The organism is Saccharothrix sp. DSM 118769, assembly GCF_052936295.1.
Window position 1 is genome coordinate 1,063,367 of record NZ_CP193627.1, and the last position, 20,384, is coordinate 1,083,750.

Genomic DNA, 20,384 nt, shown 5'->3' on the forward strand with positions numbered 1-20,384 from the left:
CTCCCCGGTGCCCGCCGGGGAGCCGTCGTCGTCCCGGGGTCAGGTCCCCTCCAGGACACCGCCCTCGAACACGTCGACCTGCGGCAGGTCGTGGCCCAGGCGGTCGCGCTTCGCCGTCAGGTAGGCGATGTTGTGGCGGTTCGGCGGCACCAGCAGCGGCACGCGGTCGACGACGGCGATGCCGTGCGCCTCCAGCGCCGCGACCTTGTCCGGGTTGTTGGACATCAGGCGCACCGAGCGCACCCCGAGGTGCCGCAGGACGTGCGCGGCCGGCATGTAGTCGCGGACGTCGACCGGCAGGCCCAGGGTGGTCGCCGAGTCCAGGGTGTCCAGGCCCTGGTCCTGGAGCACGTGCGTGCGGACCTTCGCCACCAGGCCGATGCCGCGCCCCTCGTGGCCGCGCAGGTACACCAGGACACCGCCCTCGGCCGCGATGCGGTCCAGGGCGGCGTCGAGCTGGTCGCCGCACTCGCAGCGCATCGCGCGGAAGATGTCACCGGTCATGCACTCGGAGTGCACGCGCACCAGGACGTCGTGCGACCGGGCCCGCCCGTGCACCAGCGCCATGTGCTCGTGACCGCTGTGCCGGAAGGCGACCGCGCGGAACACGCCCCGGCGCGTGACCAGTTCGGACTCCGCCACCTCGTCGTCGTTGAAGGCTTGCTCGTGCATCCGGCTCCCTCGTTCCCCCGACGCGACCCGAACCCGTCACTAGGCTCGGGCGGTACTGCACCGCACCCCCTCACCGGCGGAGGTCACCCTGTTCAGCATCACCGTCCGCGACCACGTGATGGTCGCCCACAGCTTCCGCGGCGAGGTGTTCGGTCCGGCGCAGCGCCTGCACGGGGCAACGTTCGTGGTGGACGCGAGGTTCAAGCGGACCGATCTCGATCCGGACAACATCGTCGTCGACATCGGACTCGCCACCGAGGAGCTGCGCTCCGTCCTCGGTGAACTCAACTACCGCAACCTCGACGAAGTTCCCGAGTTCCTCGGGGTCAACACGTCCACCGAGTTCCTGGCCAGGCACATCGCGGACAAGCTCGTGGAGAGCGTGCACGCGGGCCGGCTCGGCGAGGGCGCGAAGGGGCTGTCCGGCGTCGAGGTGACGCTGCACGAGTCGCACGTGGCGTGGGCGAGCTACGAACGCGCCCTGTGACGGTCCCGTTCCTGGTGCCGGCGGGCCTCGACGACCCGGCGCGGCCGAGCGGCGGCAACGCCTACGACCGCCGGGTCGCCGACCTGCTCGGGCTGCGCGTGGTCGAGGTCGGCGGCGACTGGCCCCGGCCCGCGCGGACCGACGACCTGGGACGCGCGCTGCGCGCCGTCCCGGACGGGCACGTCGTGCTGCTGGACGGGCTGGTGGCGTGCGGCGTGCCCGAGGTGGTCGCGCCGCACGCCGCGCGCCTGCGGGCGGTGGTGCTGGTGCACCTGCCGCTGGCCGACGAGACCGGGCTGTCCCCGGCCGCCGCGGCGGACCTCGACGCGCGGGAGCGGGCGGTGCTGCGGTCCGCCGCCGCGGTGGTCGCGACCAGCCCCGGGGCGGCCCGCCGCGTCGCCGCGCACCACGGGCTGCGGCACGTGCGGTCCGTGCCGCCGGGGGTGGACCCGGCGCCGCTCGCGCGCGGCACGGACGGCGCCTCGCGGCTGCTGTGCGTGGCGTCGCTGACCCCGCGCAAGGGCCACGACGTGCTGCTCGACGCCCTCGCGGCCAACGCCGGCGCGCCGTGGACCTGCGCGTTCGCCGGCGCGGGGGCCGTGGCGCACGAACTGGGCGACCGGGTGGAGCTGCTCGGGCCGCTGACCGGCGCCGCGCTGGCCGCGCAGTACGACCGGGCCGACCTGTTCGTGCTCGCCTCGCGCGCCGAGACCTACGGGATGGTGGTGACCGAGGCGCTGGCGCGCGGGGTGCCGGTCATCGCGAGCGCCGTGCCGGACGCGCTGGGCGACGGCGGCGTGCTGCTGCCCGCCGGGGACGCGGGGGCGTTCGCGGGGGCGTTGCGGCGATGGTTCGCGGACGCCGGGTGGCGCGACGAGCTGCGGGGGCGGGCGCGCCGGCGACGTGCCGCGCTGTCCACTTGGGACGAAACGGCGGACGCGCTGGCGGGGGTGCTGGCTAGTCTGCGGCCATGAGCACCCCTGGCTTCGCACCGGAATGGCTGGCACTGCGCGAGGGGGCCGACGCCGACGCGCGGTCGACGGCCCTGGCGGACCGGCTGACCAAGATCGATCTGAACCGGGACCCCCTCGTGGTGCGTGATCTCGGGTGTGGAACCGGATCGCAAGGACGGTGGCTCGGACCGCGGCTGGGCGGCGCGCAGCACTGGGTGCTGCACGACCGCGACCCCCGCCTGCTCGACCTGGCGAGGTCGGGCGTGACGGGGCCGGGTGTGACCGCCGAGGTGCGGCAGGGCGACCTGACCGCGCTCACCGCCGACGACCTGGCGGGCACGTCGCTCGTCACCGCGTCGGCGCTGCTCGACCTGCTGACCGCCGACCAGGTGCGCGGCCTCGCGGAGGCGTGCGCGGGTGCCGGCTGCCCGGCGCTGTTCACGCTGTCCGTGGTGGGCCGGGTCGAGTTCGCGGCGGCCGAGGCGCTGGACGCCGCGTTCGGGGCCGCGTTCGACGACCACCAGCGGCGCGGCGGGCTGCTCGGCCCGGACGCCGCCGGGGCCGCCGCGGCGGCGTTCGAGGACCTGGGCGCGACCGTGGCGACGAGCCCGAGCCCGTGGCGGCTGGGGCCGGAGCGCGCGGCGCTGGCCCGGGAGTGGCTGCGCGGCTGGGTCGGCGCGGCCGTCGAGCAGGAGCCCGCGCTGGCCGACGAGGCCCCCGACTACCTGCGGCGGAAGGCCGCGGACCCGCGCGTGGTCGTGCACCACACCGACCTGCTGGCGGTGCCGTCGTGACGCGCGCGTGGCCGTGGCTGCGGCTCGCCCTCGCGGTCGGCGTGCTGGCGGCGCTGGGGTGGCGGCTGGGCACGGGCGCGTTCCTCGACGGGCTGCGTGCCGTGACCGGCTGGTCGGTCGCGGCGGCGTTGGCCATCGGGCTGGCGACGACGGTGCTCAGCGCGTGGCGGTGGTGCGTGGTCGCCCGCCGGCTCGGCCTGCCGCTGACCCTGCGCGCCGCCGTGCCCGACTACTACCGGGGCCTGCTGCTCAACGCGGTGCTGCCCGCCGGGGTGCTCGGCGACGTGCACCGGGCCGTCGACCACGGCCGCCAGGCCGGTGACGTCGGGCGCGGGGTGCGGGCGGTGCTGTTCGAGCGGTGCGCGGGCCAGGCGGTGCTCGTCGCCGTCGGGGGCGCGGTGCTGCTGACCGGCACGGCCGGCGTGGACCTGGTGCCCGCCGCGACCGCCCTGGTCGCGGTGGCGGCCCTGGTCGCGGTGGTCGCGGCCCGCTCGGCGCGGGTGCGGCGGGCGCTGGCCACGACGTGGGCCGACGCGCGGGTGGGCCTGCTGGCCCCCGACGTGCTGCCGAAGGTCGCGCTGGCCTCGGCGGGCGTCCTGGTCGGGCACGTGGCGCTGTTCGCGGTCGCCGCCCGCGCGGCCGGGGTGGACGCCCCGGTCGGCCGGGTCGCGGCGCTGGGGGTGCTCGCGCTGCTGGTGATGGCGGTGCCGGTCAACGTCGGCGGGTTCGGGCCGCGCGAGGCGTTCCTCGCGGTCGCGTTCGGCGCGGCCGGGCTGGGCGCCGCGCAGGGCCTGGCCACCGGCGTGGTCTACGGCGTGCTGGCGCTGGTGGCCGGCCTGCCCGGCGTCGTGCCGCTGCTGCGCGTCCGGTCGGGACAGGCCGGGGCCGGGCAGGTCGGGCCTGGGCGGGGCCGGTCAGAACAGGGCCAGGTAGCTCCCGAACGCCTCGACGAGCGCCGCGACGACCAGCTCGCCCTTGCGGGCCGACGCCAGTGACGGCCTGCCCACGACCCCCGACGCCGTGTACGCGGCCATGCCGAGCGTCAGCAGGTGCCGGCGGTCGTCGGCGAGGTGGTCGGCCCCCTCGAAGCCGGGTCGGACCAGCTCCGGGTGGGCGTGCAGCAGGATCGACGTCTCCAGCTCGCCCGCGTGCATGTCGGCGTGGTGGGACGTCTCCACGCCCGCCGCGGCCCGCGCCGCCGCCCAGTCCGCGCCGCTCGGGAACAGCGCCGTGCCCTCCGACTCCTGCACGACGTTCGACAGCACGTAGTTGCCGCCGTGCGCGTTGACCAGCACCAGGTTCGGCACGCCCGACCGGCGCAGCGACTCGGCGACGTCGAGCACGACCGCGTGCAGCGTGCGGGCGGAGACGCTCACCGTGCCGGGCCACGCCGCGTGCTCGTGCGAGCAGGAGATCGTGACGGGCGGCAGCAGCCGCACGGGGTGCGCGTCGGCGACCGCGCGGGCGACGGCGCACGCGATGAGGGTGTCCGTGGCCAGCGGCAGGTGCGGGCCGTGCTGCTCGTGGCTGCCGACGGGCAGCAGCGCGACGGTCGCCCCGCGGTCCCGCACGTCGGTCGTGGTGTCAGTCGGGAACATGCGCCGAACCGTAGCCAACGCCGGTGGTCACCGCCGGTGGTCCACGCGGTGGCACAGGGCGGGCAGCTCCCCGCTCGCCAGGCGCGGCAGCACGTCCGGCAGCTCGTCGAACCGGCTCTCACCGGTGATCAGCGCGTCGAACACGGGGTCGGCGAGCAGCTCCAGCGCCAGCGCCATCCGCTCCGCGTACGTGCGGTCCGGGCGCGCCACCGCGCCCACCTGGCTGGCCCGCAACCGCAGCCGCCGCGAGTGGAACGCCTCGCCCAGCGGCACGGACACCGGCCGGTCGCCGTACCAGCTCAGCTCCACCACCCCGCCCTCCGCCGCGAGCAGCCGCAGCGACGTGGCCAGCCCCGCCCCGCTCGCCGACGCGTGCAGCACCAGGTCGAGGTCGCCCCGGGCGTCGTCGGGCAGCGCGAACGGCACGCCCAGCGCGTCCGCCACCGCCGCCCGCGCCGGGTCGGCGTCCACCAGCTCCAGCCGCACGCCCGGCACGCGCCGCAGCAGCGCCGCCACCGCGCAGCCGACCATCCCGCCGCCCACCACCGCCACCCGGTCACCGACCCGGGGCCGGGCGTCCCACAGCGCGTTGACCGCCGTCTCCACGGTCCCCGCCAGCACGGCGCGACCGGCGGGCACGTCGTCCGGCACGGGCGTCACCGCCCCGACGGGCACCACGTAGCGGGTCTGGTGCGGGTAGAGGCAGAACACCGTGCGGCCTTCGAGCGGCCCCTCCTCCACCACCCCCACGTTGAGGTAGCCGTACTTGACCGGCCACGGGAAGTCGCCGTCCTGGAACGGCGCGCGCATCACCGCGTGCTGGCTCTCCGGCACGCCGCCGCGCAGCACCAGCGACTCCGTGCCCCGGCTGATCCCGGAGAACAGCGTCCGCACCACCACGTCACCCGGTCCCGGCTCGGGCAGCTCGACGGGCCGGATCTCGCTTTTTCCCGATCCGGTGAACCACAGGGCCCTCCCGACTCGTGTCATCCAGCAACCTCCGGAAAACGGGGCCCACAGCGACGAGGGGCACGATGACCACACTTCAGCACAGCGCGGTCCCGGCCGTGCGGGAACCCGCGCTCTGGGCGGGTGCCCAGTTGCTCCTGCTCGGCGCGCTGGAGGCCGGCGTCGGGCTCGGCCCGCTGGGCTGGCTGGCGGGCATCGCCTACGCCACCGCCGGGCAGGCCCTGTTCAGCAGCGCGCTCCGGCGTTCCCCGAGGGGCGTGCCGGGACCGGCCGACCGGGTCACGCTCGCCCGCGGCCTGCTGGTGGGCGGCGTGGCCGCGCTCGTGGCGGACGGCTCCGACCGCACCGCGCTGCTCGTCGTGCTGGCCGCCGTGGCGCTGTCGCTCGACTTCGTCGACGGCCGGGTCGCCCGGCGCACCGGCACGGAGTCCGAGCTGGGCGCGCGGTTCGACATGGAGGTCGACGCGTTCCTCATCCTGGTGCTGAGCGCGCACGTCGCGTTCTCCCTCGGGCCGTGGGTGCTCGCGATCGGCGTGCTGCGGTACGCGTTCGTCGCCGCCTCGTGGGGCCTGGCCTGGCTGCGCGGCCCGCTGCCCGCGAGCTACGCGCGCAAGGTCGTGGCCGCCGTGCAGGGGATCGTGCTCGTGGTCGCCGCGTCCGGCCTGGCGCCCCTCACCGGTGTCCTCGTGGGACTCGCCCTCGGCGCGCTCGTCTGGTCGTTCGGGCGTGACATCGCGTGGCTGCGGCGCGAGGCCGGGGCAGTGGGAGGGGTGGCGCGTGTCTGAGGGGCGCACGACCGCGCGGGTCGCGGGCAACGCGGTGCTGTGGGCGGTCCAGGTGCTGCTGGCCGCGTACTTCATCCACAGCGGGGTGTCGCTGTTCGGCGACGACTTCGTCGGCAAGTTCGAGAGGATCGGGTTCGGCCAGTGGCTGCGGTACGTGACCGGGACCCTGGAGATCGCCGGGGCGCTGGGCCTGCTCGTGCCGGGGCTGTGCGGCTCGGCGGCGCTCGGGCTGGTGGGCGTGATGGCCGGCGCGGTGTGCACGGAGCTGTTCGTCCTGGGCGACACCGGCGGCGCCGTGCTGCCCGCGGAGCTGCTGGCGGTGGCCGCGGTGGTCGCGTTCTTCCGGCGCGACACCGTGCGGGACCTGCTTCAGCGCTTCGGGAAGTAGCGCAGCACGGCGACGTCACCGAGCTTGGCGACCTCTTCGAGGTGGAAGCGGTGGGCGGGCCCACCGGGGAACTCGGCCGGCCGGAGGAAGCGCGGCGCGCCGTGCTGCCCGATGATCATGGGCGCGACCGCCATGCGGATCTCGTCGGCCAGCCCCGCCGCCAGGAACGCGGTGTGCACCGCGCTGCCGCCCTCCACCATGAGCCTGCCCACGCCGCGCCCGCCCAGGTCGTCGAGCAGCGCGCCGAAGTCCAGGTCCGGGCCGAGGGCGACGACGTCGGCGAGGTCGGCCAGCCCGGCGGCCCCCCGGTGACCGGAGTCCGTGGTGTAGACGACCTTGTCGCCGCCGCAGTGCCAGAACGCGCGCTCGCGGTCGAGGTCGCCGCTGCCGGTCACCACCACCTTGAGCGGGAACTCCGGCAGCCCGGACGCGACCCGTTCCGCCCGCCGCCCCGGGTCGTTGACCAGCAGGCGGGGGTTGTCGCGGCGCACGGTGGCCGCGCCGACGAGGATCGCGTCGGACTCCGCGCGCACCCGGTCGACGTGGTCGAAGTCCTCCGCGTTGGACAGCGGGAACCGCTCGGTCCCCCGGTCGTCGATGTGGCCGTCCACGCTGACCGCGACGCTGAGCAGGACGTACGGGCGAGTCACGCACCCAACCTACCCACGCGCGCCGGTCGCCGAACCCCCCGAGGAGGACCGCGTGGCGGTCGACGAGACCCATTCCCCGACCTTGACCGCGCCCGAGGCCGAAGCCGTGCCCGAGCTTGAAGCCGTGCCCGTGCCCGTGCCCGAAGCCGTGCCCGGTCCTGAAGTCGAGCCCGTGCCCGAGGCCGTGCCCGGTCCTGGAGCCGAGCCCGCGCGCCGGCGCGGCGGGCGGGTGGCGGGTGCCGCGCTGACCGGGCTCGCCGCGCTGTTCGTGCTGCTCGCCCTGCTCGCGCCGGCCGACCTCGACCGGTTCGGCGTCGCCGCGTTCCTGCGCATCCCGGTGGAGGGCCTGCTGGGCGTGCTCCTCGTCCTCGTGCTGCCGCCGCGCGCCCGCCGCCCGGTGGCGCTGGCCGGCGGCGCGCTGCTGGGCCTGCTGCTCGTGGTCAAGGTCGCCGACATCGGGACCGACCTGGTGCTGTACCGGCCGTTCGACCTCGTCCTGGACTGGCCGCTGCTCACCCCCGCCGTCGACTACGTGGACGTCACCGCCGGCCGGGGCGCGGCGGTCGCGGCCGTGGTGGGCGCGGTGCTGCTGGTCGGCGCGGTGGTGGTCCTGATGGCGCGCGCGGTGCTGCGGTTGAGCCGCCGCGCCGAGGCGCGCCGGCCGGTCGTCACGCGGGCGCTGGTCGCGGTGACCGCGGCCTGGGTCACCTGCGCCGCACCCGGTGCGGAGTTCGCGCCCGGCCTGCCGGTGGCCTCGCACGACGCGGTGTCGTTCGTGGGCCGGCACGCGCACGCGGTGCGCGTCGGGTTGCGCGACCGGGAGGCGTTCGCGGCCGAGGCGTCGACCGACGCGTTCCGCGACGTGCCCGCCGACGAGCTGCTGACCTCGTTGCGCGGCAAGGACGTCGTGGTCGCGTTCGTGGAGAGCTACGGGCGCTCGGCGGTGGAGCACCCGGCGCTGGCCCCGGTCGTCGGGGCCGCCCTGGACGACGGCGCGCGCCGCCTCGCCGCCGCCGGCTACGCCTCGCGCAGCGCCTACCTGACGTCGCCCACGGCGGGTGGCGGCAGCTGGCTCGCCCAGGCGACCCTGCTGTCCGGGCTGCGGATCGACAACCAGCAGCGCTACCGCACCCTCGTGGCCAGTGACCGGCTCACCCTCAACGGCGCGTTCCGCCGCGCGGGCTGGCGGTCGGTGGGCGTCGTCCCGGGCATCACCCGCGCCTGGCCGGAGGGCGACTTCTTCCGCCACGACCGGGTCTACGCCGCCGCCGACCTCGGCTACCGCGGTCCCCGGTTCGGCTACGCGACCATGCCCGACCAGTACGCGCTGTCCGCGTTCCAGGAGCGCGAGCGGCGGCCCGGCCACGCGCCGGTGGTGGGCGTCGTGCCGCTGCTGTCCAGCCACGCGCCGTGGACGCCGGTGCCGACCCGCCTCCCGTGGGACGAGGTGGGCGACGGCGCGGTGTTCGGCGGCGCGGCGGGGGAGGAGGCGCCGGACTCGATCTTCGGCCGCGACCCGGACGCGGTGCGCGCCGACTACGCGCGGTCCGTGGCGTACTCGGTCGACGTGCTCGTGTCCTACCTGGAGACCTACGGCGGCGACGACACCGTGCTCGTCTTCCTCGGCGACCACCAGCCGGCGCAGGTCGTCACCGGGGACGGCGCGTCGAAGGACGTGCCGGTCACCGTCGTCACCCGGGACGCGGCGCTCATGGCGCGCACCGACGCGTGGGGCTGGACGGACGGCCTCGAACCCGCCCCGGACGCCCCGGTGCGCCCCATGGAGGCGTTCCGCGACCAGTTCCTCACCGCGTTCCGCTGACCGCCCGCACCGGATGCGCTACTTTCGGCACGAATGGGTTTCGACTGCTGGGGGTGGTGATTTGCTCACGCTTCGACGTGCCCTGACCACGGGGATCGCGGTGTCGGTCCTGGTGGGGGGCATGACAACGGTGTCGTCGGCCGAGCCGAGCGGCCCGGTCGAGTCGGCCGGGCCAGCCGGTGGGGCCGTCGGCGACCGGCTCGCCGCGCGGCTGCGCGACGCGGTCGTGGCCCGGGACTTCAAGGACGTGCTCGACCTGACCCCGCCGGAGCTGGTGGCGGCGTCCCGCGCCGGCGCGCCGGAGAAGTACGACTCGGTGCCCGCGGGCGAGCGGGTGGCGCGGCTGGGCGCGGCGGAGGCCAGGCCGCTGCACCAGACGCCGAACCTGGACCTCGCCGTCATCGAGCTGGACGCGCTGGGCCGGCCCGCCGCCGTGGCCAACGTGCTGCTCAGCCCGCAGTACCCGAACGGCATCGTCGTCCCGGTGGACGGGCGCGAGCTGTCCACCGGGTCCGTGCGCTACCGCTGGTGGGACGACACCGAGTGGGACGTCAACGGTGGCCGCGGCACGCGCGACGTGCTGCCCGGGCGGGAGGAGGCGCCGATCGACTTCTCCTCGCCGTACCCGGCGTCGGTGCTCAAGCTCATGGTCGGCTTCGGCGTGCTGCGGCTGGCCGACGAGGGTCGCGTGGACCTGGGCGCGACCTACGACTACCGGCCGGTGACGCAGAGCCCCGCGTGCGGCGGCGACAGCAGCAAGCCGGTCCGGCAGCTCTTCGACGAGATGATCACCAAGTCGCAGAACGAGTCGACCTGCGCGCTGATCAAGATGATCCACGACCTGGGCGCGTGGGACCACGTCAACGCGACGTTCGCCGACCTGGGGATGCCGACGCTGATGGTCACCGGCACCAACCCGGACCACGGCGGCCGGTGGATCGGTTCGAACATGAGCGGCATCGACACCGCGAAGCTGCTGCTGCTGGTCAACGGCGGCCACGGCACGCTGTGGACGACGCCGGCCGGCAAGCGGATCACCCGCGACGAGCTGAGCGGCGCGTCCCGCGACCTCTTCCGCAGGACCTTGAACGACCAGGGGCACAACGAGATGCTGTCCACCACCAACTGGTGCGGCCGCGACTACCCGGTGCAGGGCATCCCGCAGGTCACGCCGCCGCGCTGGGTGCGGCCGGACGGCACGGTGAAGGTCGGCGACGCCGTCTACGACCGCGACGTGCGCCCGTGCGACGCGCGGGCCGAGGTGTCGTTCGGCCACAAGACCGGCTGGGTGGACACCACGGGCAGCGACGCGGGCATCGTGAAGTCGTTGCCGGGCAAGGAGAAGCGCAACTACGTCGTGGTGGCGTTCTGCAACCTGGGCACCGACTACGTCGACGCCGACCGCCCCGCCGACCCGCCCGGCGTCTTCCCGGTGCTCTACACCGAGAAGTACGCCGAGCTGGGCGCGGCCGTCGACCGGATCATGACCGACCTGAGGTGACCGCGCCCCGGTGATCCCGGACCCGGTCGCGGCGGGCGTGGTGCCCGCCGCGACCGGGTGGACCGGCGTCAGCGGCGGTCCAGGCGGTCCGGGAGCGGGCGGAGCTTGTAGACCCGCCAGAAGTACTGGTCGGCCGCGTGCTGGTCGGAGGCGAAGTTGATCGCCTCCACGATCCGCCGCGCGCGGATCTTGAACGCCAGCGCCCACGTGATGTCCAGGCCCTCGGGCTTGGTGCTCCAACCGCGGTGCAGGTCGATGACCCAGTCGCCGTCGGCGGCCAGCGAGATCGGCTCCGCGCGGAAACCCGCCTTGCCCAGCTCGGCGAAGAACGCGAGGACCTCCTCGACGCCGACCTTGGTGCCCGACAGCGGGTGGTGGCCGGGGATGGTCCACCGGATGTCGTTGGCGAAGAACCTCCGCAGCCTGCTCAGGTCGCCCGACGCGTAGGCCGCGTAGTAGTCCTTGATCAGCTTGACGTTCGGGTGGTCCTGTGCGGCCGGTTCGGCGGCGGCGGTGCCCGCGCCGAGCAGGGAGCCCGCCGCCACGCCAACGGCCGTCATCCCGAGGCCGCGCAGCACGTCGGCGCGGGACACGGTGGCAGGGTCTTCCGTCGTCATGCTCACTCCTGGTTGAGGGGTGGCGAACCCGGTCGGGGGAGGGGAGTTCGCCTGCCCCTCGACCGTATGGTCGCGGTGCGTGAGCGGTCCAATACTTGCCGCGATTACAGATCCGTATAGGTGACGGGTTTCAGGTACAAAACGCCCAGCGCGGGCAGCGTGAGCACGGCGGAAGCCGGCTGGCCGTCGTGCGGGACCTCCTCGGCGACCACCCGGCCGAGGTTGCCCGTCCCCCACCCCCCGTACGCGGCGGCGTCGGTGTTGACCACCTCGCGCCACGTCCCCGCGCGCGGCAGCCCGACCCGGTGGCCGTGCCGCGCGTCGCCGGTGAAGTTCGCGATGCACGCCACCACGTCGCCGTCGTCGTCCCCGCGGCGGAGGAACGCGAGCACGCCGTCCCCGCCGTGCAGCCAGCGGAACCCGCCCGGATCGGTGTCGCGGCGGTGCAGCGCGGGCGTCGCGCGGTGCGCCGCGTTGAGGTCCGCCACCAGCGACCGCACCCCGGCGTGCAGCGGGTCGTCGAGCAGGTGCCAGTCCAGACCGGACTCCGACCACTCGGCGCGCTGGCCGAACTCGCCGCCCATGAACAGCAGCTGCTTGCCGGGGTGCGCCCACATCAGTGCCAGCAGCGACCGCAGCGACGCGGCCTTCACCGCGTCGTCGCCGGGCATCCGCCCCCACAGCGAGCCCTTGCCGTGCACGACCTCGTCGTGCGACAGCGGCAGCACGAAGTTCTCGCTCCACGCGTAGGACAGCGAGAACGCCACCTCGTCCTGCCGCGCGGCCCGCTCCTCCGGCGGCAGCCCGAAGAACCGCAGGGTGTCGTGCATCCAGCCCATGTTCCACTTGAACCCGAAGCCGAGCCCGTCGTGGTGCGTCGGCCGGGTCACGCCGGGCCACGTCGTGGACTCCTCCGCGATCACCGCGACGCCGGGGTGGCGCCGGTAGGCGGTCGCGGTCAGCTCCTGGAGGAACCGCACCGCCTCCAGGTCCTCCCGGCCGCCGTACCGGTTGGGCAGCCACTGCCCGGCCTGCCGCGAGTAGTCGAGGTAGAGCATGGAGGCCACCGCGTCCACCCGCAGACCGTCCACGTGGAACTCGTCGAGCCAGAACAGGGCGTTGGCCACCAGGAAGTTGCGCACCTGCGGCCGGCCGAGGTCGAACACGTGCGTGCCCCAGTCGGGGTGCTCGCCGCGGCGGGGGTCGGGGTGCTCGTAGAGCGCGGTGCCGTCGAACTTGGCGAGCGCCCAGGCGTCCTTGGGGAAGTGCGCGGGCACCCAGTCCACGATCACGCCGATGCCGCGCTGGTGCAGGACGTCGACGAAGTGGCGGAAGTCGTCGGGGGACCCGAACCGCGAGGTCGGCGCGTAGTACGAGGTGACCTGGTAGCCCCACGACCCGCCGAACGGGTGCTCGGCCACCGGCATCAGCTCGACGTGCGTGAAGCCGAGCCCGGTCACGTGGTCGGCCAGCTCGACCGCCAGCTCCCGGTAGGACAGGCCGGGCCGCCACGAGCCGAGGTGCACCTCGTACACCGACATCGGCGCGCGGGACGGTTCGGTCGCCGCGCGGGCGGCCAGCCAGTCGCCGTCGGACCACTCGTGGGTGGACTCGTGCACCACGGACGAGTGGTCCCGCGCCTCGAACGCCAGCGGGTCGGCCTTGTCCCGCCACCCGCCGTCCGCGCCCAGCACGGAGAACCGGTACCCGGTCCCCGCGCCCACCCCCGGCACGAACAGCTCCCACACCCCGCCGTCGAGCCGGCGCATCGGCAGCCCCGGTACCGGGCCCGCCGCCCGACCACCGCCCGACTGACCAGCGCCCGCCCGACCGCTCGCCGCCCGACCGCCCGCCGCCCGGTCGGGGAGCACCCGGACGCCCCGCGCGCCCGGCGCCCACACCGCGAACGCCGTGCCGGCCACGCCGCCGAGCACCCGCGGGTGCGCGCCCAGCACCTCCCACAGCCGCTCGTGCCGGCCCTCGCCGATCAGGTGCAGGTCCAGCTCGCCCACGGTCGGCAGCCAGCGGTACGGGTCCTCCACCAGCTCCACGCCGTCCGGCCGCACCACCTCGAACCGGTGGTCGAGCAGCCGCACCGGCACCACGCCGGAGAACAGCCCGTCGCGCAGCCGCCCCAGCGCGAACCGCTCGCCGTCCCCGGTCAGCACGGTCACCGCGACCGCGCCCGGCTGGAGCGCCCGGACCACCGCGCCCGCCGGCCGGGGGTGCGCGCCGAGCACCTGGTGCGGGTTGTCGTGCTCCCCGGCGAGCAGCCGGTCCACCACCCCCGGGTCCGGTGCGCCGAGGTCCACGATCGCCGGCTCAGCGGTCACCGTCGACCTCCCCCACCAGTCGCCGCACCGCGCGCAGCGGGATGTCGGCCCAGTCGGGCCGGTTGCGCGTCTCGTAGACCGCCTCGTACACGGCCTTCTCCAGCTCGAACGCGGTCAGCAGCCGGTCGTCCGGCGCCGACCCGGACGCCTCGGCGTACCCGGCGGTGAACGCCTCCCGGTTGTGCGCGACCCACTGCCGGGCCCGCCGCCGCAGCTCCGGGGCCGGGTTGGTCAGCCGGAGCTGGTGCTGCGCCGCGTAGTCCAGCGACCGCAGCAGCCCGGCGACGTCCCGCAGCGGCGAGCGCGGCGCGACCCGTTCGGCGATCGGCGCGGCCGGCTCGCCCTCGAAGTCGATCAGCAGCCACGTCGAGGGCGTGCGCAGCGCCTGCCCCAGGTGCAGGTCGCCGTGCACCCGCTGCACCGGCACCGCGGGCAGCGACGCGACCGCGCCGAACGCGCCGCGCAGCCGGTCGGCGTGCGGCCGGAGCGCCGGCACCGCGTCCAGCGCCGCGTCCAGGTGCGCCAGCATCCCGTCGGACACCTGCCGCGCGGGCACGGTGGACGTGCCCAGTTCGCGGGCCAGGTCGGCGTGCACCTCGGCCACCGCGCCGCCCAGCCGCCGCGCCTCGGCGGCGAAGTCCGCGCCCGCGCCCGCCGGGGGCGCGCCCGGGTCGGCGAGCAGGTCGCGCACGCTGGCCACGGCCATCGCCCAGCCCTCGGCCGCGTTCGCCGCAAACGCTTGCAGCATGCCGAACGTAACGGGCGCGCCGCCCACCTCGCCCTCGATCGAGCCGAGCAGCGGCGCGATGTGCCGGGACCGGGCGCGCCGCAGCGCGCGGTGCGCCTCCAGGTCCGGGTTCACCCCCTCCGCGACCCGCCGGTACAGCTTCAGGATGTACCGGTCGCCGAACACGATCGAGGTGTTCGACTGCTCTGCCCCGAGCGGCCGGCCGACCAGGCCGCGCCGCGACGACCCGGTGAAGCTCGGCTCGGGCCGGAACTCGACGACGCCGCCCTCCGCGTCACCGCGCCCGGCCCGCTGCCCGATCAGCCGCAGCAGCACGGAGTTCAGCTCGGCGTCCCCGGTGGCGTCGTAGACCACGCACCCGTCGAACCCGGCGAGCACGGCCGGGGCCAGCCGGTCGGGCAGCGTCGCCCGCACCCCGATCGGCACCTGGTAGCGCTCGGCGTCGCCGCCGTCGGCGAACCGCACCGACACCACGACGAGCAGGCCCAGCGGCCCGCCGGACGGGCGCTGGTCGACCAGCTCCGTCACCTGCGCGACGTCGACGCCGTCGACCGGGCGGCCCTTCCCGCCGAACCAGCGCTGCCACGGCAGCCAGGCGGCCAGGGCGCGCTCCAGCCGGGGCCGCAGGTCGGTGGAGGTCATCGGACTTCTCCCATGCGGTGGATGGCGAACCAGTAGAAACCGTGACCGGGCAGGGTGAGCCGGTACGGGTCGGACCCGACCGGGGCGAACACGACGCCGCCGGTCAGCTCCACGGGCAGGCTGCCCGCGTACCCGGACAGGTCGAACTCGGCCTGCTGCGGGAACCGCGACAGGTTGTTCACGCACAGCACCACGTCGTCGCCGTGCACCCGCAGGTACGCCAGGACGCTCGGGTTCGCGCAGGTCAGCTCGGTGAACGTGCCGAGCCCGAACGCGGGGTGCGCGCGCCGCACGGCCAGCACCCGCCGCGTCCAGTTCAGCAGCGACGCGGCCGTGCCGAGCTGCGCCTCGACGTTCACGCCCTGGTAGCCGTACACCGGGTCGGCGATCGTCGGCAGGTACAGCCGGCCCGGGTCGGCGGCGGAGAACCCCGCGTTGCGGTCGGGCGTCCACTGCATCGGCGTGCGCACGCCGTCGCGGTCGCCGAGCCAGATGTTGTCGCCCATGCCGATCTCGTCGCCGTAGTACAGGACCGGTGAGCCGGGCAGCGACAGCAGCAGGGCGGTAAACAGCTCCTGCTGGTCGCGGTCGTTCTCCAGCAGCGGGGCGAGGCGGCGCCGGATGCCGATGTTCGCCTTCATCCGCGGGTCCTTCGCGTACTCGGCGTACATGTAGTCGCGCTCCTCGTCGGTGACCATCTCCAGGGTCAGCTCGTCGTGGTTGCGCAGGAAGATGCCCCACTGGGCCTTGGCCGGGATCTCGGGCGTCCGGGCGAGGATCTCCGAGATGGGCAGGCGCGACTCGCGCCGCACCGCCATGAAGATGCGCGGCATCAGCGGGAAGTGGAACGCCATGTGGCACTCGTCGCCGCCGACCTCCGGGTCGCCGAAGTACTCCACGACGTCCGACGGCCACTGGTTCGCCTCGGCCAGCAGCACGCGCCCGGGGTACTCGTCGTCCACCACCTTGCGGCACAGCTTGAGGAACTCGTGCGTGCGCGGCAGGTTCTCCCCGTTCGTGCCCTCCTCCTCGAACAGGTAGGGCACCGCGTCCAGCCGGAACCCGTCGATGCCGAGGTCCAGCCAGAAGCGCAGGACGTCGAGCATGGCCTCCTGCACGGCCGGGTTCTCGTAGTTCAGGTCCGGCTGGTGGGAGAAGAACCGGTGCCAGTAGAACTGGCCGCGCACCGGGTCGAACGTCCAGTTCGACGTCTCCGTGTCGACGAAGATGATCCGCGCGTCGGCGTACCCCCGGTCGTCGTCGCTCCAGACGTAGTGGTCGCCGTACGGGCCGGCCGGGTCGGTGCGCGACGCCTGGAACCACGGGTGCGCGTCGCTCGTGTGGTTCATCACCAGGTCGGTGACGACCCGGATGCCGCGCCGGTGCGCCTCGTCCAGCAGGTGCACGAAGTCCTCCACGGTGCCGAACTCGGGCAGCACCGCGCGGAAGTCGCTGATGTCGTAGCCGCCGTCGCGCAGCGGCGAGGCGTAGAACGGCGGCAGCCACAGGCAGTCCACGCCGAGCCACTGGAGGTAGTCCAGCTTCCCGGCCAGGCCGCGCAGGTCGCCCGTGCCGTCGTGGTCGTCGTCGTGGAACGCCCTGACCAGCACCTCGTAGAAGACCGCCCGCTTGTACCACTCGTCGTCCACCGGCAGCGGTCGCGCCTTCTTCACTGCTGCTCCTCCACGGACACGATGTGCGCGACCCGCTCCGGGCCGAGCCTGACGTAGTTGGACCGCCCCCAGTCGAAGACCTCGCCGGTCACCTCGTCGCGGGCGGCGAAGCGCGCGTCGCCGGGCAGGCCCAGGGCCGCCAGGTCGAGCGTCACCGTGCCCTCGCGCGGCCGGTGCGGGTCGAGCGTGACGACGCAGACCACCGCGCGGCCCGTGCCCGGGTCGGTCTTCGAGTAGGCGATCAGGTGGTCGTCGTCGGTCTCGTGGAACCGCAGCGTGCGCAGCTGCCGCAGCGCCGGGTGCGCCCGCCGGACGCGGTTGAGCGCCGCCAGCCACGGCTGGAGCCCCGCCACGCCGAAGTCGCGCGGCCTGAGCTGGTACTTCTCCGAGTCCAGGTACTCCTCGCCACCCGGCCGCACGGCCTCGTGCTCGAACAGCTCGTAGCCCGAGTACACGCCCCACGACGGCGACAGCGTCGCCGCCAGCGCGGCCCGCAGCGCGAACATGCCCGGCCCGCCCACCTGCAACGACTCGTGCAGGATGTCCGGCGTGTTCACCCACAGGTTCGGCGTGCCCTCGTCGGCGTGCTCGACCAGGTCGCGGCCGAACTCCTCCAGCTCCCGCTTCGCGGTGCGCCAGGTGAAGTACGTGTAGTGCTGGGTGAAGCCGAGCCGCGACAGGCCGTGCAGGCGCGCCGGGCGGGTGAACGACTCGGACAGGAACAGCACGTCCGGGTCGGTGTCCTTGACCTGCCAGATCAGCCAGTGCCAGAAGTCCGGCGGCTTGGTGTGCGGGTTGTCCACCCGGAACACCCGCACGCCCAGCGAGATCCAGTGCCGCACCACCCGCAGCACCTCGGCGTACAGGCCGTGGGGCTCGTTATCGAAGTTCAGCGGGTAGATGTCCTCGTAGCGCTTCGGCGGGTTCTCCGCGAACGCGATCGAGCCGTCCGGGCGGCTCGTGAACCACTCGGGGTGCGCGTCGACCCACGGGTGGTCCGGCGCGCACTGGAGCGCCAGGTCCAGCGCGACCTCCAGGCCGTGCGCCCCCGCCCTGGCCACGAACCGGGCGAAGTCCGCCTCCGTGCCCAGCTCCGGGTGCACCGCGTCGTGGCCGCCGTGCTGCGAGCCGATCGCCCACGGCGAGCCGACGTCACCGGGTCCGGCGGTGGTGGAGTTGTTGCGGCCCTTGCGGTTGACCTCGCCGATCGGGTGGATCGGCGGCAGGTACAGCACGTCGAAGCCCAGGTCGGCGATCCGCGCCAGCTCCCGCTCGGCGGTGGCGAACGTGCCGTGCACCGCCCGCCCCTCGCCGTCCACGCCGCCCGTGGAGCGCGGGAACAGCTCGTACCAGGCGGAGAACCGGGCCCTCTCCCGGTCGACCCACACGTGGTGCGTGCGGCCCCGGGTCACCAGCTCGCGCACCGGGTGCTCGTGCATCACCCGCGCCACCGCCCCGGACAGCGCCGCCTCCACCCGCCGGGCCAGGCCGTACCCGGTCTCCCGCAGCGCGACCGCGGCCAGCCGCAGCAGCGGCCTCTCCGCGCGGCGGCGCAGGCGGCGGGCGGCGCGGTCCAGCAGCCGCGCCCCCGCCTCCAGGTCGTTGGCCAACCGCTCGGCGTCCTGCCCGGCGGTCAGCTTCGCCGACACCGCGCTCCGCCACGTCGTCCACGGGTCGCTCCACGCGTCCACCCGGAACGTCCACGCGCCCTCCCGGTCCGGCACGACCACCGCGCCCCACCGGTCCAGGCCCGCGCCCCGCGGGACCATCCGCACCTCGGTCGCCCCGGCGTCACCGGGGCCGCGCCACACCACCGTCGCGGCGACCGCGTCGTGGCCCTCCCGCCACACCGTCGCGGCCACCGGCACGTGCTCGCCGACGACGGCCTTCGCCGGGTGGCGGCCCGAGCTGACCTCGGGGGTGACGTCGTCGACCACCAACCGCCCGCTCACGTCGAACCTCCGCTCTCGTCGTCCGGGATCAGGAGAAGAGGGCACTCGCGGCCTCCGGCGCGAGCAGCTCGCGCGCCAGGTCCAGCGGGCTGCGGCCGAGGTGGTCGACCAGGTCGGCGCGGGCGCCCGAGGTCAGCAGCACGCGGGCGGCCTCGACGTTGCCGTGGCGGACCGCGACGTGCAGCGGCGACTGGCCCGTCGTGGCGACCGGCGCGTCCACGACCGCCCCGGCGCGCACCAGGGCGGTGACGACCTCCGCGCCGCCGTGCTCGGCCGCCTTGTGCAGGGCGGTCTGGCCGGAGCGGTCGGTGACCAGCACGTCCGCACCGCCGCCGAGCAGCGTGCGGACCACCGCGCCGTCACCGCGGGCGGCGGCGACCTGGAGCGCCGTCAGGCCGGTGGTCCGGTCGTGGTGGTCCGGGTCGCCGCCGAACGACAGCAGCTCGCGGACCCCGTGCGCGTCACCGGCCGCGGCGGCGGCGTGCAGGCGCTCCTCGCGGTCCGCGTTGAAGGCGTTGACCTCGGTGTTCGGGTCGAAGTACACCTTCCAGTGGGTGATCTTGCCCTGCTCGTTGAGGACCACGCGGTGCATGTCCTCGATCTCGAACAACACCTTCGTGCGGGTGTGCCGCCCCTTCGTGTAGACCACCGCGCACGCCGTGGCGCCATCGACGTAGAGGCCGCGCAGGCCGTAGTCGAGCACCTCGGTCGTGTCGGCGCGCACCCGGAACGCCTCGGCGACCTCGTTCAGGCCGACGTGCGTGCCGAGGTACGGGATGACCGCGTTCCACTGGTCCTGCGGCAGCTCCAGCACGATCGACGGGGACAGGCCCGCCGTGATCGCGTCCATGTCGCCGCGGCCGATGGCGCCGTACCAGTCGTCGACGATCTTGCGCGTGTCCATGCGGATTTCCTTTCGGCACAGGGGGATTCCCTCTGCTCCCAGGCTGGCAGCGATCCGCGGCGGGCACGAGGAACGGCGTTCTACTGCGGCAACATGCCGAGGTGGCCGGGGAACCTGCCCGGGTCGCGGCAGAACCCGGCCGTACCGGGGAAATGCGCTCGCGGGGGAGGTCCGGGCGCGGGGGAGGTCCGGGCGCGGAAAAGGGAGAACCCGCCGCACCTGTCGGGTGTGCGGCGGGTTCTCCCCCGTCGTGCGCGCGGGGTCAGTTGTAGCGACCGATGACGTCCTGGATGAGGCCGTCGCGCACCAGGTACTCGTAGTAGAAGACCTCCTTGCCGCCATGGCCGGTGTCGTAGTCGTAGTCGACGCGGTAGCGGTCGCCGTTCCAGCTCGTGCCGGTCACCGCGTACCGACCGCCCGCCTCGATCACCTCGGGGTCGAGGAAGCGGTCCATGATGTCCTTGCGGGACGGGTAGATCCGGCCGACGCTGTCGAACCGGGCGTCCTCGGCGAAGACCGCCGCGACGCCCGCCGAGTCACCCGCGTTGGCCGCCTCCAGGAACCGCTCGGCCAACCCGGGCGCGGCGGCCCGGTCCGCGTCGGACAGCGGCGCGGACACCGGACCGCTCGTGCTGCTCGCCCCCGTGCCGCTCGTCGTCTGCTGCCCCGCCCGTGCCGGCGCCTCCTGCCCGCCGCACGCCGCGACGGCCGCGAACGCCAGCACCGCTATGCCGACCCCTGCCCTGCCGGTTCTCCTGCGCATGTCGTGCCTTCCTCGCTCTCGGCGGAAAAAACTGGGTACCCCTCGGCCCGGAGGTCTGGGGAACCTCCGGGCCGAAGATCGGGATGCGGCGCACTCGTGCGGGGGTGGCGTGCGCCTGTCCCGCGCGACCGAC

Annotated in this window: 19 protein-coding genes; 8 read left to right on the top strand and 11 right to left on the bottom strand. The window is 74.8% G+C overall.

What is annotated here, in order from left to right:
* Nucleotides 1-39 precede the first annotated feature (39 nt).
* Entirely contained in the window at nt 40-672 is a 633-nt protein-coding gene (ribA, locus tag ACRAKJ_RS05105; RefSeq protein ID WP_438925705.1) for a GTP cyclohydrolase II, read from the bottom strand.
* Between the two features lie 88 nt (nt 673-760).
* On the opposite strand from ribA, the gene ACRAKJ_RS05110 reads away from it, so the two are divergent.
* The 4 genes from ACRAKJ_RS05110 to ACRAKJ_RS05125 are packed head-to-tail and all read left to right on the top strand — an operon-like array spanning nt 761 to nt 3,901.
* A complete protein-coding gene (locus tag ACRAKJ_RS05110) occupies nt 761-1,159 on the top strand; it encodes a 6-carboxytetrahydropterin synthase (protein ID WP_438925715.1) in 399 nt (132 codons plus the stop codon).
* Nucleotides 1,156-2,133, top strand: coding sequence for a glycosyltransferase (locus ACRAKJ_RS05115; protein WP_438925704.1), 978 nt, complete (start codon nt 1,156-1,158; stop codon nt 2,131-2,133). Before ACRAKJ_RS05110 ends, ACRAKJ_RS05115 begins: the two co-directional genes overlap by 4 nt.
* Nucleotides 2,130-2,906, top strand: a complete 777-nt coding sequence (locus ACRAKJ_RS05120) for a methyltransferase domain-containing protein (RefSeq protein ID WP_438925703.1) — start codon at nt 2,130-2,132, stop codon at nt 2,904-2,906. The genes ACRAKJ_RS05115 and ACRAKJ_RS05120 overlap by 4 nt, the downstream gene beginning before the upstream one ends.
* Nucleotides 2,903-3,901: a lysylphosphatidylglycerol synthase domain-containing protein gene (locus ACRAKJ_RS05125; RefSeq protein WP_438925702.1), complete on the top strand. Its 999-nt coding sequence runs from the start codon at nt 2,903-2,905 to the stop codon at nt 3,899-3,901. Before ACRAKJ_RS05120 ends, ACRAKJ_RS05125 begins: the two co-directional genes overlap by 4 nt.
* On the opposite strand, the gene ACRAKJ_RS05130 is transcribed toward ACRAKJ_RS05125, so the two are convergent.
* A complete protein-coding gene (locus ACRAKJ_RS05130) occupies nt 3,821-4,504 on the bottom strand; it encodes a creatininase family protein (protein WP_438925701.1) in 684 nt (227 codons plus the stop codon). The two genes, ACRAKJ_RS05125 and ACRAKJ_RS05130, sit on opposite strands and share 81 nt — an antisense overlap.
* Nucleotides 4,505-4,531: 27 nt before the next feature.
* A complete protein-coding gene (locus ACRAKJ_RS05135; protein WP_438925700.1) occupies nt 4,532-5,494 on the bottom strand; it encodes a zinc-dependent alcohol dehydrogenase in 963 nt (320 codons plus the stop codon).
* A gap of 44 nt (nt 5,495-5,538) precedes the next feature.
* On the opposite strand from ACRAKJ_RS05135, the gene ACRAKJ_RS05140 reads away from it, so the two are divergent.
* Nucleotides 5,539-6,258, top strand: a complete 720-nt coding sequence (locus tag ACRAKJ_RS05140) for a CDP-alcohol phosphatidyltransferase family protein (RefSeq protein WP_438925699.1) — start codon at nt 5,539-5,541, stop codon at nt 6,256-6,258.
* On the top strand, nt 6,251-6,646 hold the full coding sequence (locus tag ACRAKJ_RS05145; RefSeq protein ID WP_438925698.1) for a DoxX family protein: 396 nt from the start codon (nt 6,251-6,253) through the stop codon (nt 6,644-6,646). Before ACRAKJ_RS05140 ends, ACRAKJ_RS05145 begins: the two co-directional genes overlap by 8 nt.
* On the opposite strand, the gene ACRAKJ_RS05150 is transcribed toward ACRAKJ_RS05145, so the two are convergent.
* Nucleotides 6,628-7,296, bottom strand: coding sequence for a dihydrofolate reductase family protein (locus ACRAKJ_RS05150; RefSeq protein WP_438925697.1), 669 nt, complete (start codon nt 7,294-7,296; stop codon nt 6,628-6,630). The genes ACRAKJ_RS05145 and ACRAKJ_RS05150 overlap by 19 nt on opposite strands.
* Before the next feature lie 52 nt (nt 7,297-7,348).
* Between ACRAKJ_RS05150 and ACRAKJ_RS05155 the strand changes: the two genes are divergently transcribed.
* Together ACRAKJ_RS05155 and ACRAKJ_RS05160 are read left to right on the top strand one after the other, a co-directional pair.
* Nucleotides 7,349-9,118 (top strand): sulfatase, encoded by a 1,770-nt coding sequence (locus ACRAKJ_RS05155; RefSeq protein WP_438925696.1) that lies wholly within the window; start codon nt 7,349-7,351, stop codon nt 9,116-9,118.
* 121 nt (nt 9,119-9,239) lie between these two features.
* Complete coding sequence (locus tag ACRAKJ_RS05160; RefSeq protein ID WP_438925695.1) at nt 9,240-10,619, top strand: serine hydrolase; 1,380 nt, start codon at nt 9,240-9,242, stop codon at nt 10,617-10,619.
* Nucleotides 10,620-10,687: 68 nt separating this feature from the next.
* Here ACRAKJ_RS05160 and ACRAKJ_RS05165 read toward each other — a convergent pair whose 3' ends face one another.
* The 7 genes from ACRAKJ_RS05165 to ACRAKJ_RS05195 all read right to left on the bottom strand — a co-directional run bounded on the left by ACRAKJ_RS05165 (nt 10,688) and on the right by ACRAKJ_RS05195 (nt 20,251).
* Nucleotides 10,688-11,236, bottom strand: coding sequence for a nuclear transport factor 2 family protein (locus tag ACRAKJ_RS05165; RefSeq protein WP_438926978.1), 549 nt, complete (start codon nt 11,234-11,236; stop codon nt 10,688-10,690).
* A 104-nt stretch (nt 11,237-11,340) separates the two neighbouring features.
* Nucleotides 11,341-13,569: a 1,4-alpha-glucan branching protein GlgB gene (gene glgB, locus ACRAKJ_RS05170; RefSeq protein ID WP_438926979.1), complete on the bottom strand. Its 2,229-nt coding sequence runs from the start codon at nt 13,567-13,569 to the stop codon at nt 11,341-11,343.
* Entirely contained in the window at nt 13,559-14,959 is a 1,401-nt protein-coding gene (locus ACRAKJ_RS05175) for a maltokinase N-terminal cap-like domain-containing protein (protein ID WP_438926980.1), read from the bottom strand. Before ACRAKJ_RS05175 ends, glgB begins: the two co-directional genes overlap by 11 nt.
* Nucleotides 14,956-16,632 carry a maltose alpha-D-glucosyltransferase gene (treS, locus tag ACRAKJ_RS05180; protein WP_447008886.1) on the bottom strand — a complete coding sequence of 559 codons (1,677 nt, stop codon included), beginning with the start codon at nt 16,630-16,632 and terminating at the stop codon, nt 14,956-14,958. The genes ACRAKJ_RS05175 and treS overlap by 4 nt, the downstream gene beginning before the upstream one ends.
* A complete protein-coding gene (locus tag ACRAKJ_RS05185) occupies nt 16,629-18,584 on the bottom strand; it encodes a maltotransferase domain-containing protein (protein ID WP_438926832.1) in 1,956 nt (651 codons plus the stop codon). Before ACRAKJ_RS05185 ends, treS begins: the two co-directional genes overlap by 4 nt.
* Nucleotides 18,585-18,612: 28 nt before the next feature.
* A complete protein-coding gene (locus ACRAKJ_RS05190) occupies nt 18,613-19,488 on the bottom strand; it encodes an ankyrin repeat domain-containing protein (RefSeq protein ID WP_438926831.1) in 876 nt (291 codons plus the stop codon).
* Nucleotides 19,489-19,750: 262 nt separating this feature from the next.
* Nucleotides 19,751-20,251, bottom strand: coding sequence for a nuclear transport factor 2 family protein (locus tag ACRAKJ_RS05195; RefSeq protein ID WP_438926830.1), 501 nt, complete (start codon nt 20,249-20,251; stop codon nt 19,751-19,753).
* Between the last annotated feature and the right edge of the window lie 133 nt (nt 20,252-20,384).

Coding starts and splice junctions, on each gene's coding strand:
- ACRAKJ_RS05175 (WP_438926980.1), bottom strand. CDS start 14,959: ATGACCTCCACCGACCTGCGGCCCCGGCTGGAGCGCGCCCTGGCCGCC.
- ACRAKJ_RS05120 (WP_438925703.1), top strand. CDS start 2,130: ATGAGCACCCCTGGCTTCGCACCGGAATGGCTGGCACTGCGCGAGGGG.
- ACRAKJ_RS05130 (WP_438925701.1), bottom strand. CDS start 4,504: ATGTTCCCGACTGACACCACGACCGACGTGCGGGACCGCGGGGCGACC.
- ACRAKJ_RS05135 (WP_438925700.1), bottom strand. CDS start 5,494: ATGACACGAGTCGGGAGGGCCCTGTGGTTCACCGGATCGGGAAAAAGC.
- ACRAKJ_RS05165 (WP_438926978.1), bottom strand. CDS start 11,236: ATGACGACGGAAGACCCTGCCACCGTGTCCCGCGCCGACGTGCTGCGC.
- ACRAKJ_RS05195 (WP_438926830.1), bottom strand. CDS start 20,251: ATGCGCAGGAGAACCGGCAGGGCAGGGGTCGGCATAGCGGTGCTGGCG.
- ACRAKJ_RS05140 (WP_438925699.1), top strand. CDS start 5,539: ATGACCACACTTCAGCACAGCGCGGTCCCGGCCGTGCGGGAACCCGCG.
- ACRAKJ_RS05160 (WP_438925695.1), top strand. CDS start 9,240: ATGACAACGGTGTCGTCGGCCGAGCCGAGCGGCCCGGTCGAGTCGGCC.
- ribA (WP_438925705.1), bottom strand. CDS start 672: ATGCACGAGCAAGCCTTCAACGACGACGAGGTGGCGGAGTCCGAACTG.
- ACRAKJ_RS05190 (WP_438926831.1), bottom strand. CDS start 19,488: ATGGACACGCGCAAGATCGTCGACGACTGGTACGGCGCCATCGGCCGC.